At 70.2% G+C, this 14,545-nt stretch carries 15 protein-coding genes; 2 read left to right on the top strand and 13 right to left on the bottom strand.

Features of this window, described 5'->3' with window-relative positions; translation table 11 throughout:
• Positions 1–94: 94 nt before the first annotated feature.
• From DVK44_RS22910 to DVK44_RS22900, 3 genes are all read right to left on the bottom strand, one after another.
• Complete coding sequence (locus tag DVK44_RS22910; RefSeq protein ID WP_114661357.1) at positions 95–817, bottom strand: aggregation-promoting factor C-terminal-like domain-containing protein; 723 nt, start codon at positions 815–817, stop codon at positions 95–97.
• 389 nt (positions 818–1,206) lie between these two features.
• Entirely contained in the window at positions 1,207–2,541 is a 1,335-nt protein-coding gene (locus DVK44_RS22905; RefSeq protein ID WP_114661356.1) for a PhoH family protein, read from the bottom strand.
• A 335-nt stretch (positions 2,542–2,876) separates the two neighbouring features.
• Entirely contained in the window at positions 2,877–3,638 is a 762-nt protein-coding gene (locus DVK44_RS22900; protein WP_114665373.1) for an isoprenyl transferase, read from the bottom strand.
• 162 nt (positions 3,639–3,800) lie between these two features.
• On the opposite strand from DVK44_RS22900, the gene mgrA reads away from it, so the two are divergent.
• Positions 3,801–4,838 (top strand): L-glyceraldehyde 3-phosphate reductase, encoded by a 1,038-nt coding sequence (gene mgrA, locus DVK44_RS22895; protein WP_114661355.1) that lies wholly within the window; start codon positions 3,801–3,803, stop codon positions 4,836–4,838.
• Positions 4,839–5,081: 243 nt separating this feature from the next.
• Here the strand turns inward: mgrA and DVK44_RS22890 are convergent, their stop codons facing one another.
• On the bottom strand, positions 5,082–5,954 hold the full coding sequence (locus DVK44_RS22890) for a class I SAM-dependent methyltransferase (RefSeq protein WP_114661354.1): 873 nt from the start codon (positions 5,952–5,954) through the stop codon (positions 5,082–5,084).
• 94 nt (positions 5,955–6,048) lie between these two features.
• Positions 6,049–6,915, bottom strand: a complete 867-nt coding sequence (locus tag DVK44_RS22885; protein WP_114661353.1) for a prepilin peptidase — start codon at positions 6,913–6,915, stop codon at positions 6,049–6,051.
• Positions 6,916–7,040: 125 nt separating this feature from the next.
• On the opposite strand from DVK44_RS22885, the gene DVK44_RS22880 reads away from it, so the two are divergent.
• Positions 7,041–7,457, top strand: coding sequence for a DUF192 domain-containing protein (locus DVK44_RS22880; RefSeq protein WP_114661352.1), 417 nt, complete (start codon positions 7,041–7,043; stop codon positions 7,455–7,457).
• Between the two features lie 20 nt (positions 7,458–7,477).
• On the opposite strand, the gene DVK44_RS22875 is transcribed toward DVK44_RS22880, so the two are convergent.
• The 8 genes from DVK44_RS22875 to DVK44_RS22840 form a co-directional block, all read right to left on the bottom strand.
• The gene (locus DVK44_RS22875) at positions 7,478–8,290 is read right to left on the bottom strand and encodes a hypothetical protein (protein WP_114661351.1); all 813 of its coding nucleotides are present in this window, start codon (positions 8,288–8,290) and stop codon (positions 7,478–7,480) included.
• Between the two features lie 46 nt (positions 8,291–8,336).
• A complete protein-coding gene (locus DVK44_RS22870) occupies positions 8,337–9,224 on the bottom strand; it encodes a hypothetical protein (protein WP_114661350.1) in 888 nt (295 codons plus the stop codon).
• Positions 9,221–10,627, bottom strand: coding sequence for a hypothetical protein (locus DVK44_RS22865; RefSeq protein ID WP_162794018.1), 1,407 nt, complete (start codon positions 10,625–10,627; stop codon positions 9,221–9,223). Before DVK44_RS22865 ends, DVK44_RS22870 begins: the two co-directional genes overlap by 4 nt.
• A gap of 308 nt (positions 10,628–10,935) precedes the next feature.
• On the bottom strand, positions 10,936–11,586 hold the full coding sequence (locus DVK44_RS22860; protein WP_114661348.1) for an OmpA family protein: 651 nt from the start codon (positions 11,584–11,586) through the stop codon (positions 10,936–10,938).
• Positions 11,586–12,200, bottom strand: coding sequence for a hypothetical protein (locus DVK44_RS22855; RefSeq protein WP_114661347.1), 615 nt, complete (start codon positions 12,198–12,200; stop codon positions 11,586–11,588). The genes DVK44_RS22860 and DVK44_RS22855 overlap by 1 nt, the downstream gene beginning before the upstream one ends.
• 34 nt (positions 12,201–12,234) lie before the next feature.
• Entirely contained in the window at positions 12,235–12,897 is a 663-nt protein-coding gene (locus DVK44_RS22850) for a pilus assembly protein TadG-related protein (RefSeq protein WP_114661346.1), read from the bottom strand.
• Positions 12,894–13,142 carry a hypothetical protein gene (locus DVK44_RS22845; RefSeq protein ID WP_114661345.1) on the bottom strand — a complete coding sequence of 83 codons (249 nt, stop codon included), beginning with the start codon at positions 13,140–13,142 and terminating at the stop codon, positions 12,894–12,896. Before DVK44_RS22845 ends, DVK44_RS22850 begins: the two co-directional genes overlap by 4 nt.
• Before the next feature lie 206 nt (positions 13,143–13,348).
• Complete coding sequence (locus DVK44_RS22840) at positions 13,349–14,455, bottom strand: response regulator transcription factor (protein WP_114661344.1); 1,107 nt, start codon at positions 14,453–14,455, stop codon at positions 13,349–13,351.
• Positions 14,456–14,545 lie beyond the last annotated feature (90 nt).

Genomic DNA, 14,545 nt, shown 5'->3' with positions numbered 1-14,545 from the left:
GCGGACACGAACGGCCGCGGGCCGTGTCCTCCGGGTGGAGAGGACACGGCCCGCGGCCAAAGCGTGTATGAGCGGTACGCCTACCGGGCGATGCCTAGTAGGAGTGGTGGGTCTGCCAGTACGACCAGGCGCCGCAAGGGCTCCCGTAACGCTCGTTCATGTAGCCGAGGCCCCACTTGATCTGGGTGGCCGGGTTGGTCCGCCAGTCGGCGCCGACCGAGGCCATCTTGTTGCCCGGATACGACTGGACCAGACCGTACGCGCCCGAAGAGGGGTTCTCCGCGAGGTAGTTCCAGGTGGACTCGCGCTGCACGATGTTGCTGAAGCACTGGAACTGGTCACCCGGCACGATCGACCGGGCGATGGCCTGGACCTCGGCCACCGTGTAGGAGGACTGAAGGGTGAAGGAGCCGCTGGCGGCGGTGGAGCGCACTTCGCTGCGGCTGGCGCGCTCCTCCTCTTCCTTCTTCTTCTTGGCCTCGTCGGCCGCGCGCTGGACCTCGTCATCGGCGGCCTGCTTCTTCGCCGTGGCGTCCTTGGCCGCCTGGAGGCGCGCCGATTCCTCGGCGGACTTCCGGGCGGAGGAGTCGGCGGCCGCGGCCTGCGCGTCCGCCTGCTGCGTCAGCGACGCGGTCTGCACCTGGGCCTGCTGGCCCGCGGGGATGTCTGCGAGAAGCGTCATGTCGGCTGCGGTCGCCTCGAAATCGTTCGAGGTCGTCTGGGGGTCGCCCGAGGCAACACCCACGACAGCGCCGACGGTGGTGACCGCAGTGGCAGATGCCACAGCAAATCCCCGGACCGCCGAGATCCGGCTCACACGGTGTCCTTCCAGCGTCGCCCGCCCACGTGACCTCGCGAGCGCGATCGTGCCCCTGGCACTGGCCTCCGCACTACTCGGTCACGGGGAGACACGGGCCCGGTGGGCAATTCCCTTGCGGGAACGGCCGCGTGGTGCGCGGGCGGCATACGGCGGCAGTTGTTGAGTTGTGTGGTGCAGCATCTCTGGGGATGCACGTGTGCCGCATGCGGGGCCTGACGGAAGCAAGACTCTGCCGGAACCCGGCACCGCGAGGCAATTCTTGGTCACGTGGGAAAGCTCACACCTCGTTTGCCTCATCGGTTCGCTGGAAATACCGGCGCAGCACGGCGCCGCCCGGCTAAGCTGTCGCGCTTCCGCCGGGCGGCGCCAACTGTGGTGATAAGCGATCAGATCTGGCCGTCCTCCAGCATTTCGGTCACGAGCGCGGCGATCTGCGAGCGCTCGGAGCGGGTGAGCGTGACATGCGCGAAGAGCGGATGCCCCTTCAGCTTCTCGACGACGGCCACGATCCCGTCGTACCGCCCCACCCTCAGGTTGTCGCGCTGCGCCACGTCGTGGGTCAGCACCACCCGGGAGTTCGCCCCGATCCGGGAGAGGACCGTCAGCAGGACGTTCCGCTCCAGGGACTGGGCCTCGTCGACGATGACGAACGCGTCGTGCAGCGAACGGCCGCGGATGTGCGTGAGCGGCAGCACTTCGAGCATGCCGCGCCCGAGCACCTCCTCGATCACCTCACGGCCCGCGACCGCCGAGAGCGTGTCGAAGACCGCCTGCGCCCAGGGGCTCATCTTCTCGGCCTCGGTGCCGGGCAGATAGCCCAGCTCCTGCCCGCCGACCGCGTACAGCGGCCGGAAGACCATCACCTTCTGATGCTGCCGGCGCTCCAGGACCGCCTCCAGCCCCGCGCAGAGGGCCAGCGCCGACTTGCCGGTGCCGGCCCGGCCGCCCATCGACACGATGCCGATGTCCGGGTCGAGCAGGAGATCGAGGGCGATGCGCTGCTCGGCGCTGCGGCCGTGGATGCCGAACGCCTCCCGGTCGCCGCGGACCAGCCGTACGTTGCCCTCGGGCGTGACCCGGCCGAGGGCCTTGCCGCGCTCGGACTGGAGCACCAGACCGGTGTGCACGGGCAGCTCGCTCGCCTCGGGCACATAGAGGGTCTCCTCGGTGAAGAGAAGGTCCACCTGGTCCGCGGCGAGCGTCAGCTCGCTCATGCCCGTCCAGCCGGAGGAGCTGGCCGGGTCGGTGATGGCCAGTTCGGCGCGGTACTCCTCGGCGAGAAGTCCGACCGACGACGCCTTGATGCGCAGCGGCAGGTCCTTGGAGACGACCGTGACGTCGTACCCCTCGGCCTGGAGATTGCGCGCGACGGCGAGGATCCGTGAGTCGTTGTCCCCCAATCGGAAGCCGGCGGGCAGGATGCCGGGATCAGAGTGGTTGAGCTCGACGCGCAGCGAGCCCCCCAGATCACCCAGGGGGATGGGTGCGTCGAGACGGCCGAACCGGATACGGAAATCGTCGAGCAGGCGCAGGGCCTGCCGGGCGAAGTAGCCGAGCTCCGGATGGTGCCTCTTGGCCTCCAGCTCCGTGATCACCACGATGGGGAGCACGACTTCGTGCTCCTCGAAGCGGGACATGGCGTTGGGATCGGCCAGCAGGACGCTGGTGTCGAGAACATAGGTGCGCCTGTCGGGCATGCGGCGCTTTGTGCTGGTCACCACGGAAGGACGTACCCCCTCGGCTGAGGTCGGGGTGCGACGGCGTCGCGGGCGGACGACCGGGCTCCGGCCCCATGCGCGGGCCGACGCTCCGGCCCTCCACGTCGCCCGTACGGCTGCGCGCACGGTCGTCCTGGTGCAAAGGGCCTCCCGGGCGGACGGCTCCATGCCGTCCGCTGAGATGCGGTGTCCTCTGACCTGATCTTTTCGGACACCGACCTGGAAGAGGTATTCCCTCGAACACGCGCCGCCATGCCACGGCATACGGCGGACGGTGGATGAACCCGTGGTGAACCGGCTGCGACCCCTCGGGGCACCCCGCCGGAGGAGGGGCCGGGTCAGGTGCCGTAGCGGCGGTGGCGGGCCGCGTAGTCGCGCAGCGCGCGCAGGAAGTCGACCTTGCGGAAGGCCGGCCAGAAGACTTCGCAGAAGTAGTACTCCGAATGGGCGCTCTGCCAGAGCATGAACCCGGAGAGCCGCTGCTCCCCGCTGGTCCGGATGACCAGATCCGGATCCGGCTGGCCCCGGGTGTAGAGGTGCGAGGAGATCAGATCGACGTCGACGATCGAGGCGAGGTCCTCGAAGGAGGTCCCCTTGCTCGCGTGGTCCATCAGCAGGGAGCTGACCGCGTCCGCGATCTCCTGCCGGCCGCCGTACCCCACGGCGACATTGACGAGTATCCCCTTATTGGCCGCGGTGGCCTGTTCGGCCTCCTTCAGCACGGTCTGGGTATGGGCGGGCAGCAGATCCATCGTGCCGACGTGGTGCACGCGCCAGCGGCCGTCGGCGGCCAGATCGGTGACCGCGTTCTCGATGATGCCGACGAGCGGCATCAGCTGCTCCTCGGGACGGCTCAGATTGTCCGTGGAGAGCATCCAGAGCGTGACGACCTCGACATTGGTCTCCGAGCACCAGCCGAGCAGCTCCTGGATCTTGTTGGCGCCGGCCTTGTGTCCCTGCTCCGCCGTACCGCCGGACGCCCGCGCCCAGCGGCGGTTGCCGTCGAGGATGACGCCGATGTGCTTCGGCGCCTGCGCGAGATCGAGGCGCCGTTCCACCCGGCGTGCGTAGAGCCGATACACCAGGTCGCGCAAGTTCACTGAGTCCACCTCTCGATTCCAGGGGGACCGGCCACGTCCACCGACGGGATCCTGGGGCCGGCCCGGGGACCCCGAAGCCGTCACATTACTGCGCGCCCGGCACGCTCACCCAACCGGTCTGTCACAAGTGCGTGATAACAAGTCCGTGATAGGGAGGGAAGCATGAACAATTCTCCCTCCTACCGCGCGGCCGACGACCGGTACGCATCCATGGAGTACCGCCGCAGTGGCCGCAGCGGGCTGAAACTGCCCGCGATCTCCCTCGGCCTCTGGCACAACTTCGGCGATGACCGAACCCTTGATTCCCAGCGCGCGATCCTGCGTCGCGCCTTCGATCTGGGGGTTACGCACTTCGATCTGGCGAACAACTACGGGCCGCCCGCGGGCTCCGCCGAGTTGAATTTCGGCAAGATCTTCGCTCAGGACTTTTCGGCCTACCGGGATGAACTCATCATTTCGACCAAGGCCGGTTATTTCATGCATTCCGGCCCCTATGGGGAATGGGGCTCCCGGAAGTATCTGCTGTCCTCGCTGGACGCGTCTCTGAAGCGGATGGGCCTCGACCACGTCGACATCTTTTATTCCCACCGTTTCGATCCTCACACCCCGCTGGAGGAGACGATGGGCGCGCTGGCCTCGGCGGTGCGCAGCGGCCGGGCGCTCTACGCCGGGGTGTCCTCGTACACCGCGGCGCAGACCGCCGAGGCGGCGCGGCTGCTGCGGGAGATGGGTGTCCCGGCCCTGATCCACCAGCCGTCGTACTCGATGATCAACCGCTGGACGGAGGACGACGGGCTGCTGGACACGCTGGAGTCGGCCGGCATGGGCTGTATCTCCTTCGTCCCGCTCGCCCAGGGCCTGCTGACGGACAAGTACCTGACGGGCATCCCGGCCGGGTCCCGGGCCACCCAGGGCAAGTCCCTCGACCCGGACCTGCTGTCGGACGAGGTGCTGCGGCGGCTGCGCGGGCTGGACGGGATCGCGCGGGCGCGGGGGCAGTCGCTGGCGCAGCTGGCGCTGACGTGGGTGCTGCGCGACCCGCGGATGACCTCGGCGCTGATCGGGGCGTCGAGTGTGCGGCAGCTGGAGGAGAACGTCGCGGCGGTGGGGGCGGGCCCGCTCACGGCGGCGGAGCTGGCGGAGATCGACACGTTCGCGGTGGACACGAAGGGGACGAACATCTGGGCCGACCGGAAGTGACGGACGCGGCACCCGGTCCGGTGGGCAGAAAAAACGGGCCGGTCCGTGGGGGGGATACGGACCGGCCCGAGGGGGGGTTTCCACCATAACCCTTCGTGAGCGTCGATGGGGGATTCAACGCGACCCGACCGTGTCCGGGCGCGTCCCGGGCGGCCAATCCCTTCGCATAACCGCAGGAAAAGGGGGGTTTCCGGCGCTCTGGACCCGGCTGTGGCGAGTATGCGCCACACCGTCCCGTAACGCTCAGGAGTGGTACGGAACGAGCGGTACGGGCCCGGTGGGCCTGTCTGGCCCGCGAGGTGCGGCGGGCGTGGCGGGCCCGGCGGGCTTGACCGCCTCGATCAGGAAGCGCGTCGTCGTCGCCACGAAGGGCCCCTCGGCCTCGATCCGGCGGTGCAGCTCCGCCAGCCGGTCGTGGTACCGCTCGACGGTGAAGTCCGGCACCATCCAGACGACCTTGCGCAGGAAGTGGACGACGGCCCCGATGTCGTGGAACTCGGTGCGCAGGGCTGCCGTACGCAGGTCGACGACGTCGAGCCCGGCCGCCCGGGCGGCGCGCGCGGCCCGCTCGGGGTCGCGTCCGGACCGTTCCTCCGGGGACCGCGGGCCGCGGAAGAACTCGACGAGTTCGAAGACGCTGGCCGGGCCGACCTCCTGGGAGAAGTAGGTGCCGCCCGGCCGCAGGACCCGGGCGATCTCCGCCCACCACACCGTGACCGGGTGCCGGCTCACCACCAGGTCGAAGGCGCCGTCCGCGAACGGCAGTGTCGGCGCGTCGGCGGCGGCCACGACCGTGGCCCCCAGCGGCCGGAGCAGCGCGGCGGCCCGGACGGCGTTGGGCGGCCACCCCTCGGTGGCGACGGCCGTCGCGGGCCGGTCGGGTACGGCGGCGAGCGGTTCCAGGGCGCGGGCGAAGGTCTCGCCGCCCCCGGTCTGGACATCCAGCACGGCGGTGGCACGGGCCACCCGCTCCCCCATCGCCCGCGCGTACCCCCAGGGCGGTCGGGCCTCGGTGGCGCGGCCGTCGAACCAGGAGAAGTCCCAGCCGTCGACGGGGACGGCGACGGCCTCGGCGACCAGTTCGTCGAAGGTACGGGGGGATGTCCTGTCGGCCATGGCGGCGATGGTGGCAGGGCGGCGGCCGGGGGCGCGAACGCTTTTCCCCGTACGTACGGGCGCGCGTCAGGGCGTGGGCGTGGGCGTCGGCGTGTCAGGCGGCGGCGAGGGCACCCAGGAGGATGCCGAGCAGCGCGCCGACGATCATGAACGGCCCGAACGGGATGGCCGACTTGCGGCCCGCCCGGCGCAGCAGCATCAGCCCGACCCCGTACACCGCCCCCAGCAGGAACCCCGCGAACGCCCCGACGAACAGCACCAGCCAGCCGTACCAGCCGAGGGCGACCCCGAGCGAGAGCGCGAGCTTCACATCCCCGAAGCCCAGGCCGTTCGGGTTGATCAGGAACAGCACGACGTAGCAGCCACCGAGCGCGAGACCGCCGAGCAGCGCCGTCGCATACGATCCCGCACCGCCGGGCAGCAGCGCGGCGGCGCCCAGCAGCACCGCCGCCCCCGCGGCGAGCGGCAGGGTCACCTGGTCGGGGAGCCGGTGGACCCGGCGGTCCACGAGCGCGAGCAGCACGGCGAACGGGGTGAGCAGCAGCCATACGGCGAGTTCGGGGCGGGCCCCGGTGCCGGCGGCGAGCACGGCGCAGACGAGAGCGGTGAGGAGCGGGACGGCGACGAGCCCGCCGTAGCGCGGGCCGGCCGGTGCCGGGGTGCCGGGCTCGGAGGCCGCCTCGGTCGCTGTCTCCGTACGCGCCTCCGCGCTCGTGCACGCTTCCGCGCTCGTGTGCGCTTCTGTTCGGGTGCCGGCGACCGGGGCCGTCGTGGTGGCGCAGGGCGGGCAGACCGGGCGGCCCAGCCAGCCCCGGGCGGGGCCGGTGAGCGTGTGGCCGGCGGGGCAGGTGTCGCGCCAGGGAACGTCCGGTTCGACCGAGAGCCGGTAGGCGGCGCGCGGCAGCGGGATTCCGGCGGCCGCGCCCCACAGGGCGGCGGCGGCGATCAGCGTGGCGTACACAACACCGAGCCTAGGGCGGGCCGCTGGGCCCGGTCGTGGGTCCAGGGGCCCAACCGGCCGCATCTCAGGACCCAGAAACGCCCGGACACGGCGACGGCTCGCGGAGCGGGCGTTACGGTCTGGCCATGGGTACTTGGCGGAATGGCACCGGACGGCTGACGGTCGAGGGGCGGGACTCCACGGTCGCCCTGGAGATCGCCGCTTCGTACGGGACACGGCGGCGCGGGCTGCTCGGACGCGACGGGATCGAGGGCGCGCTGCTGATCACACCGTGCAATAGCGTGCACACCTTCCGGATGCGGTTCCCGATCGATGTGGCCTATCTGGACAAGGAGTTGAACGTCGTCGATGTCCACACCCTCAAGCCGGGCCGGCTCCCGCTGCCCCGGCTGAAGGCCCGCCATGTGCTGGAGGCCGAGGCCGGGGCGATGGCGCGCTGGGGGCTGAGGCCGGGGGGACGGGTGACGGTGAGCGGGAGCGGGAGCGGGAGCGTGAGCGGGGTTGAGGCCGAGCGCGACGACGCCGCGGGCCCGGCTGCGTGAGTTCGGCAACGTGAGTTCGGCTACGTGAGTTTCGCCGCCTGGGCCGCGGGCAGGGCCTCGGGCAGTTCGGGGGTCGCCGCGCCGTCGAGGTTCGCGGTGTAGAAGGTGGCGACCGTACCGCCGACCCGTACCACCTGGAACACCAGCGGTACGGGCGTACCGCCGAAGTCGCCCGTGACCTGGTAGGCGAGCGTGTCGTCCCCCACCTCGGGCACCCGTAGCCGCTTCACCGCCGTATAGGTCGACGGGCCGTCGTCGCCGCCCTTGGCGGTGAAGCCGCCGGCGCAGCTCTCGACGGCGGCGCGCAGCCCGCGGACGAGCGCGGTGGCGTCCTTGGTGCCGTGGGCGGTGAGGAACTCGGAGACGGCCGGGGAACCGTTGTCGGGGCCGGTCAACTGCCGGTAGGCGACGGCCTTCGCACGCGGCTCCGGCCTGCCGCCGATCACGGCGGTGAGGGGCGCGCACGCGGCGGTGTCCGCGCTCTCGCCGCCGGGCGGCGGCGCGTCCATCGGAGCGACGCGGAAGCCCGGGACATCCCCGTCGGCGAGCACCGCCGCGTCCAGCGCGCGCTGGTCCAGCACTCTGCCGTCGCTCGCGCCTATGCCGGTGAGGGCGGGCGGGGGCAGCGCCTCCGCGGACTTGGCGGACTCGGCGGACTCAGCGTTCGCCGGTGGGCTCGACCGCTCCTGGGTGGTGGGTGCCGAGTCCCTCTTCGTCTCCGTACCGCCGCCGCAGGCTCCCGCGAGCCCCAGCGCCAGCACTACCGCCACCGCGCTCGCGACGGCCCGGCACGTCCGGTTCCGGTTCCGCGTCCGGTGCGTCTCGTTGTGCATGTACGGTCTCCCTCGTCGCTCGGTGCTCACTCCCGATCCGTTCCGGTCAGCCGCCGGACGGCCACGGCGGCTGCGCGGGCGCCCGGCGCCACCACGGGCTCGCCCCGGCCCGTACTCCCGCGGCGCGCAGGGCGGCTCCGCCGTCGTCCACCGTGTGCGTCCGGAACAGCTCGTCCAGCTCGGTGACGGCGTTCAGCAGCGCCGTCCGCTCGGCCGGGGCGCAGCGGGCCACCTGCGCGTCGAAGAGGTCGCGGGCGGCCAGCGCCTCCGCGTACAGCTCGGGGAGGTAGCGCCCCCCGGGCTGCCAGCCCGCCGCCATGCGCCGTCCCAGCCGCTCCCAGATGTGCAGCGATACGGCGGCCGGGCCGCCGTCCGGGCCGACGGCCGCGGCGACAGCCGCCGCCACGGGGGTCGGTACGGGCTCCGCGCGCAGGATCTCGGCGAGCGGGCCCACTTGGGCCTGGGGGAAGGCCGCCACGGGGGTCTCGACGGCGTCGACGGTGTACGTCGGCGGGTCGTCGTCCGAGGCGACAAGCCGGGCCCGTACCGCTGGAGCCACACCGGTCCGGGGGGCTTCGCGAGCCAGGTCGGGCGCCGTCAGCCAGTACGTCTCCGGGTCGATCCGGTCGTCCGGGTAGAGCACCGCGACCCCGGCCCCCCGGGCGAACTCCGCCGCCAGCGCGGCCTCGTCGGCGGGGGCGCCCGGCGCCAGGGCCGCCGACTGGAGCTGCACCTCCAGGCTCTGCACGACATCGCCGCGCACCGGGTGGTACGTACACAGGACGGGCGCGTCCCAGTCGCGGTCGGTCTGGTCGCTGTCGGCGTGACGGACATCGACCCGGCCGGGATCGAGCCGTACCGCCCGCGCGAGGGCGGCGACCTGCTCGGCCGGGGTCAGGGACCGGCTGAGCAGGAAATTGCAGATGACGATCACGAGTACGTTCCCTCATAGATGCTGCGGGCCTTTTCGACCGCCTGAGGATTGTTCTTGAACTTCGGATTCATCTCCAGCTGCTTGAGCGATTTGGCGTCCCCTTTGGCTATCAGCTGAAGCGCCGAATACTCGACCCGATCCAGTTTGACGAGACCGGGGCCCTCTTTCGGGAAGACCGTGCCGTTCGACTTCACTTCGTAACTGCGTCCGTTGATGCGATATGTGTTCCCGTCGGGGTCGAGCTTCGCCCTCCCCTCGGCGATTCCCTTGATGTCGTCGTCGATCTTCTTCTGCATTCCGTCGAGGATGACGGTGTTCGACTCCTTGACCTCGCTGCCGACCGATCCCTTGATGGTGTGCCGGTGGTGCGGCCGCCTCAGCGTCTTGCCCGCTGCGGGCCCCGGCACATTGTCGGCGACGGGCCACTCGCAGCTGTTGCTGACGGCGACGGTGACGGTCTTGCCCACACCCGCGGAGTGGGTGCGGAGGCCGGCGAAGCGGAACGTGGGGGTGTTCGGCGCGCGACCGCCGTGGGTGAGGAGTACAAGAGTGCCGCGCGGTGCGCCGCGGCTCACCGGGCAGGTGGCGGGCCGCTGCTCCTTCGGCTTGTCGCCCGGTTTGCCGTCCGGCTTGTCTGTGCCTCCCCCGGGTTTCTTCTGTTTCTCGGCGTCGAGGGCCTTGCGGGCGTCGGCGAGCTTCTCCTCGGCCTTGCCGACGCGCTTGCGGTTCTTGATCAGGCCCGTGATGCCGTCGTACAGCTGGCCGCCGTGCTTCTTCAGCGTCCGTACCAGCTCAACGGCCTTCTTCCACTTCCAGGGCGCGCCGTACTTGGCGGCGAGCTTGCCGGCGGCGCCGCCGACGAGGTTGAGCAGGACGTTGATGAGCGTCTCGGTGCAGGCGCCCATGTCGCCCTTGGTCACACAGTCCAGCACGTCGGTGATCCCCAGCTCGTCGGCGAGGATCTTCGCCAGCTCTTTGGCGGCTTCCTTGGCCTTGTCGGAGTCGGCCTGCTCGGCGGCCTGGGCGTCCTGAAGCTCCTTCAGCGCGGCTTCGTAGTCGAGCTGGGCCTGGCTGCTCGCCGGTGTGTCGCCCGCGTCGACGTCCGACTCTCCGTCTCCGTCAACGTCTCCGCCGCCGGTCACGGGGGCGGGATCGGGGTCAAGGGCAGACCCCGCCTCCTCGTCCTGGCCACCGCCTTGTGTGCCACCGCAGTTGTCACCGCCGGTGATGCGGCACACCTGCGTACGGATCCCATCGGCGACGACCGGCCCCACCCCGGTCAGCACCAGCGCGGCGACGATCCCGGCGACAACGGCCACCAGGCCGACGTACTCGATGGCTCCCTGTCCGCGCTGCGCCTTGCGCAGCCCTAACAGGCGGGCATCCGTGCGTGGCGTGGCCACGCGTACACGACGACAAATCTGACGCACTACCCCCAGTGGCGACATATGAGGGAGATTAGGCGCCCGAACGGGCCCAGTCCTGGGCCCTGGGGCCCAACTACGGGCTCAAAAGAGAGCGGAAAGGGGCGGCCGGCACGGAAAGGAACGTGGAGGGCATGGGAAGGGCACGAAAGAGGCCCGGCCCCCGGCGTCGTGTCTCTCCGCCGTGGACCGGGCCTCTCCGGTCGCGTGTGCCGCGATACCTCTACGTCAGTTCCGCGGTTCCGGAACCGCCACTGACCGCCGCGGCCAACCGCTGCTAACCGCCGCTAACCGCCGCGTGGGAAGGAGACCTCCACGCGACGGTTCTTCTTGCGGCCTTCCTCCGTGCTGTTGTCCGCGATCGGGTAGTCCTCGCTGTAACCGCGGATCTCGTAGGTGATGGAGGGGTCGTTGAGCTGCTGGTTGAGGACCTTCTGAACGGCGTCGGCGCGCTGCTTGGAGAGCACCTTGCCGTGCGCGTACGTGCCCAGGTTGTCCGTGAAGCCGAAGACACGGACCTTCGTCGTGCCCTGCTTCTTGATCTCGTTGGCGATGGCGGCGATACGGCCGTTGGCCTGGCTGCTGAGTGTCGCGCTGTCCTTGCCGAAGAGGACTTCGGCCTGGAGCGCGAACTTCACGTTCTCGTTGGTGTCCTCACGGCGCTCGTCGCCGCCCTCGGACTCGACGACGGAGATGATGTCCAGCACCTTCGCCGGCGCAAGCGTGGCACCGGAACGGAGCTTGAGACCGGGCGCGTTACCGTCCACCTCGGGCGGCGGGGACGTCGACTCGGTGCCGGGCGGAGTGCTCGGACTCTCGTCGGCACGGGCGCCCGACGCGAGCGTGAACTGCACGCCGGCGAGGAGCACGGCGGCGGCGAGAGCGGTGGCGGCGGGACGCCTGGCCGCGAGGAGCGCCTGGGGCGTCGTGGGAGCCATCAGGAGATCTCAATCGTGGCGGTGGGCATCAGGGGAAGCTGGAAGTCGACCTTGGTCGTGGACTCGGGCGGAGCGGGGAACTGGGCGAAGAAGTTCACGCTCGCGTTTGCCTTGATGAAGGTGATTCCTGTGGTGGTCAACGGGAACCCATCAGTGTCCCGCAGCACGTAGTAACGCTTCTTCTCCCCCTTGTCCACCAAGGTGATACCGGCGAGTGACCGCCCGGTTCGGCGAACCTGGGTCTCCTGCCCGTTCCACTCGATGGGGGCGGCGAGCTGCGAGCCTGTGGTGTTCTTGATGCTTCCCGCCACCGTCAGGAATCCGCCGTCGTCTCGGTCCGCGCTGTTGATGACGAACTGCAACCCGTTGGTTCCATTGATCGTCACCAATGTCTTGCTGGTGTCGGGCACCGTCGCGCCGCCGTCGCCACCGTCGTCCTTGGGCTTCGCGTCGCCAGAAGCGGAGGACGTCGTGCCGGCAGTCGCGCCCTGGTCCTTGTCCTTGTCGCTGTCCCCGCTGTCGCCTCCACAGGCGGTGAGGGAAACAGTCAGCGCCACAGTGACGAGGGCGGATCCCGCCGCCCTGCGCGCCTTCGCTCCGTGCCACACACTCATGAGTCCTGTTCCTTTGCGTTCGCTCGCGGTCCGGTCAGTCCTTGGCCAGTCGGACGGAGAAGAGGTCGGCCATATCGGGAAGCAGATCGAGATGCTCCGGATCGATCTTCCAGTTCCCTCTGCCGCCGCATACGAGTTCACCCGGTGACTGCGGTTCGGCATTCTCCGGGTCGTCCTCGTCCACCGGGTCATCCCCGTTCCCCGGCGGTGTCTCTTCCACTTCAGCCGCCTCGAAAGTGCACCGGGGCTTGACGATCGCCGTGGCATGGGCCTTGGCGTGCTTGGTCTCCGTGCCCGGCAGGATGCTGGCCCCCACCGGCTTCTGGGTGACGACGTCGACCTTGAAGCCCCAGGAGTACGCGCCGGACCGGCCGCAGCCTTCCAGATCGGCCTTGTTCTCATCCGCGAAACGGGCCGCGGCGGCACAGCCGAAGGGAGTGCCGATCGGGTTGCGGTTGAAGATGCCGTCAAGGAAACCGGGGTTCAGCAGATTCGCCAGCAGGTCGGCGCGGAACACATCTCGGGATTCCTGGGCCGCGGCCAGAGCCGCGGCGTCCGCCGCGGACTGGGCGCTGTTGCGAGTCGCGCCGGCCTGGCCGACCGCGAAGAACGCGAGCGCGAGAAAGAGCAGGCCCGCCACCATCGTGATGTAGATGGGTGCGGCCTGCCCTGACTCGCTGGTCCTGCGAACGGTCACTCGCCGCCACCGCCGCCACCGACGATCTCGCCGACCTTGGTGGTGAGCGAGTTCGCGATGGTCTCCGCCACACCCGAGCCCACGATCGCCGCGATGATCAGCGCCACCAGCACGATCACACCCACGTACTCGACAGCGCCCTGGCCCTTGTCGCGGCGGGTCTTCATCGCCGTGACCGCCGTGTTCGCCCAAGTGCCGACGTAGACCTTGGTGGCGGTCGCGGCCTTCAGCGTGATGTTCGACATGGTGTTCTCCTCCGGTGTCGGCCGGCCGCTGTCCGGCCGACTCGTACGAGTCTTTGGTGTCGTTCGCGATTCCGGCTTCCTCCTGGCCGGTCTCGCTGGCGACATGAGAAACGTACGCCGGAGAGGTGGCACCCGCCATGGGCCTGCGGGCCCAACTGCGGGCCCAACGCGGGGATTGGGCCCGTCGGACGGGGCCGGGGAGACGGTCAGCCATGGCGGCTCGCACCCCCTCGCGCGATGCCGTTCCAGAGGGCGATGGCCTCGCCTCGGCTGGCGGCGTTCAGCTTGGCGAAGATGCGGTTGATGTGGTTCTTGACGGTCTTCTGGCTGATGAAGCAGGCGGCGGCGATCTGCTGATTGGTCATACCCGACGCGATCAGATCCATGATCTCCACCTCCCGCTGACTCAACTCGGAGTACAGGTTCCCGCGTGGCGCGGAATGCCCGGCGGGGGCGGCCTGCTGGCGCCCTTGGAACGAATGTGCCACATCCGCTTGCGAAAGCGAAGCATCTTGAGCAAATTGTTGCCTGCTCAACCCTTGCTCAACTTGCCTCACCTGCGAGTTCGTTGGCGGCATGGGCGGAAAATACGGCGGATGTCCAGGCGGCGCACCGTGTGCGGTTGCAGATAGTTGCTCGGGAACGGCGGGTATGTAGCCGGGGCCGGTGAACGCCGTACCCAGTCCCTCGGGCAGCGGCTCAGCCCCGGCGGTCCCACCCGTACCGTCGGCCCCGCCGGGACCGCCGGGGCCCCCGCCCCGCACCGTCGCCAGCAGCGCGCTGGAGGCGGAGTAGGTGAAGTGGGCCCGGCCCTGCTTGATGTCCTGTACGGCGTGGACCAGTTGGTCGGCGGTGAACTCGCCGTGAACCAGATAGCCGCCGGCGCCCAGCCGCAGCGCCTCGTGGACGATCCGGCTCTCCCGGCTGTACGTCATCATCAGCACCGGCGCGAGGCGCACCAGGTGCGGCAGGGCGGAGATGCCGTCGACGCCGGGCATCCGCACGTCCAGCAGGATGACATCGGGCCGGGTGAGCAGGGCCTGCTCGTACGCCTGTCGGCCGTCCGACGCCTCCGCGACGACCTCTATGTCGTCGCGGCCGGAGAGCAGGACGGTGAGACCGGCGCGTACCACCGGGTTGTCGTCGGCGACCACCACGCGCAGCGCCGGGGCGGCGGGCATCGTCGGCGGGAAGTCGGGCAGTCCCGCGGGAGTGGTCGCGTCGGGTGCCACAGAGGTCGCCGAAAGTGCTGGCGGTACAGGCGGTACGGACGGTACGGAAGTGGGGGGCGGGCTCGCGATGTCGTCCGGCATGGCTGCGGCCTCCTCTCAGAGTGTGGGGAACAGGGTCGGGGGGGGAACGAGGGTTGAGGGGACGTGGGTGGGGGGGGTGGCTGACGTGGG

Origin of the sequence: Streptomyces paludis (genome assembly GCF_003344965.1) — a bacterium.
Lineage (GTDB): Bacteria > Actinomycetota > Actinomycetes > Streptomycetales > Streptomycetaceae > Streptomyces > Streptomyces paludis.
Note: the sequence above shows the minus strand (reverse complement) of the source record. Positions and strands in the feature narration are given on the sequence as shown.

Coding starts and splice junctions, on each gene's coding strand:
- mgrA (WP_114661355.1), top strand. CDS start 3,801: ATGAACAATTCTCCCTCCTACCGCGCGGCCGACGACCGGTACGCATCC.
- DVK44_RS22890 (WP_114661354.1), bottom strand. CDS start 5,954: ATGGCCGACAGGACATCCCCCCGTACCTTCGACGAACTGGTCGCCGAG.
- DVK44_RS22880 (WP_114661352.1), top strand. CDS start 7,041: ATGGGTACTTGGCGGAATGGCACCGGACGGCTGACGGTCGAGGGGCGG.
- DVK44_RS22840 (WP_114661344.1), bottom strand. CDS start 14,455: ATGCCGGACGACATCGCGAGCCCGCCCCCCACTTCCGTACCGTCCGTA.
- DVK44_RS22855 (WP_114661347.1), bottom strand. CDS start 12,200: ATGAGTGTGTGGCACGGAGCGAAGGCGCGCAGGGCGGCGGGATCCGCC.
- DVK44_RS22875 (WP_114661351.1), bottom strand. CDS start 8,290: ATGCACAACGAGACGCACCGGACGCGGAACCGGAACCGGACGTGCCGG.
- DVK44_RS22860 (WP_114661348.1), bottom strand. CDS start 11,586: ATGGCTCCCACGACGCCCCAGGCGCTCCTCGCGGCCAGGCGTCCCGCC.
- DVK44_RS22845 (WP_114661345.1), bottom strand. CDS start 13,142: ATGTCGAACATCACGCTGAAGGCCGCGACCGCCACCAAGGTCTACGTC.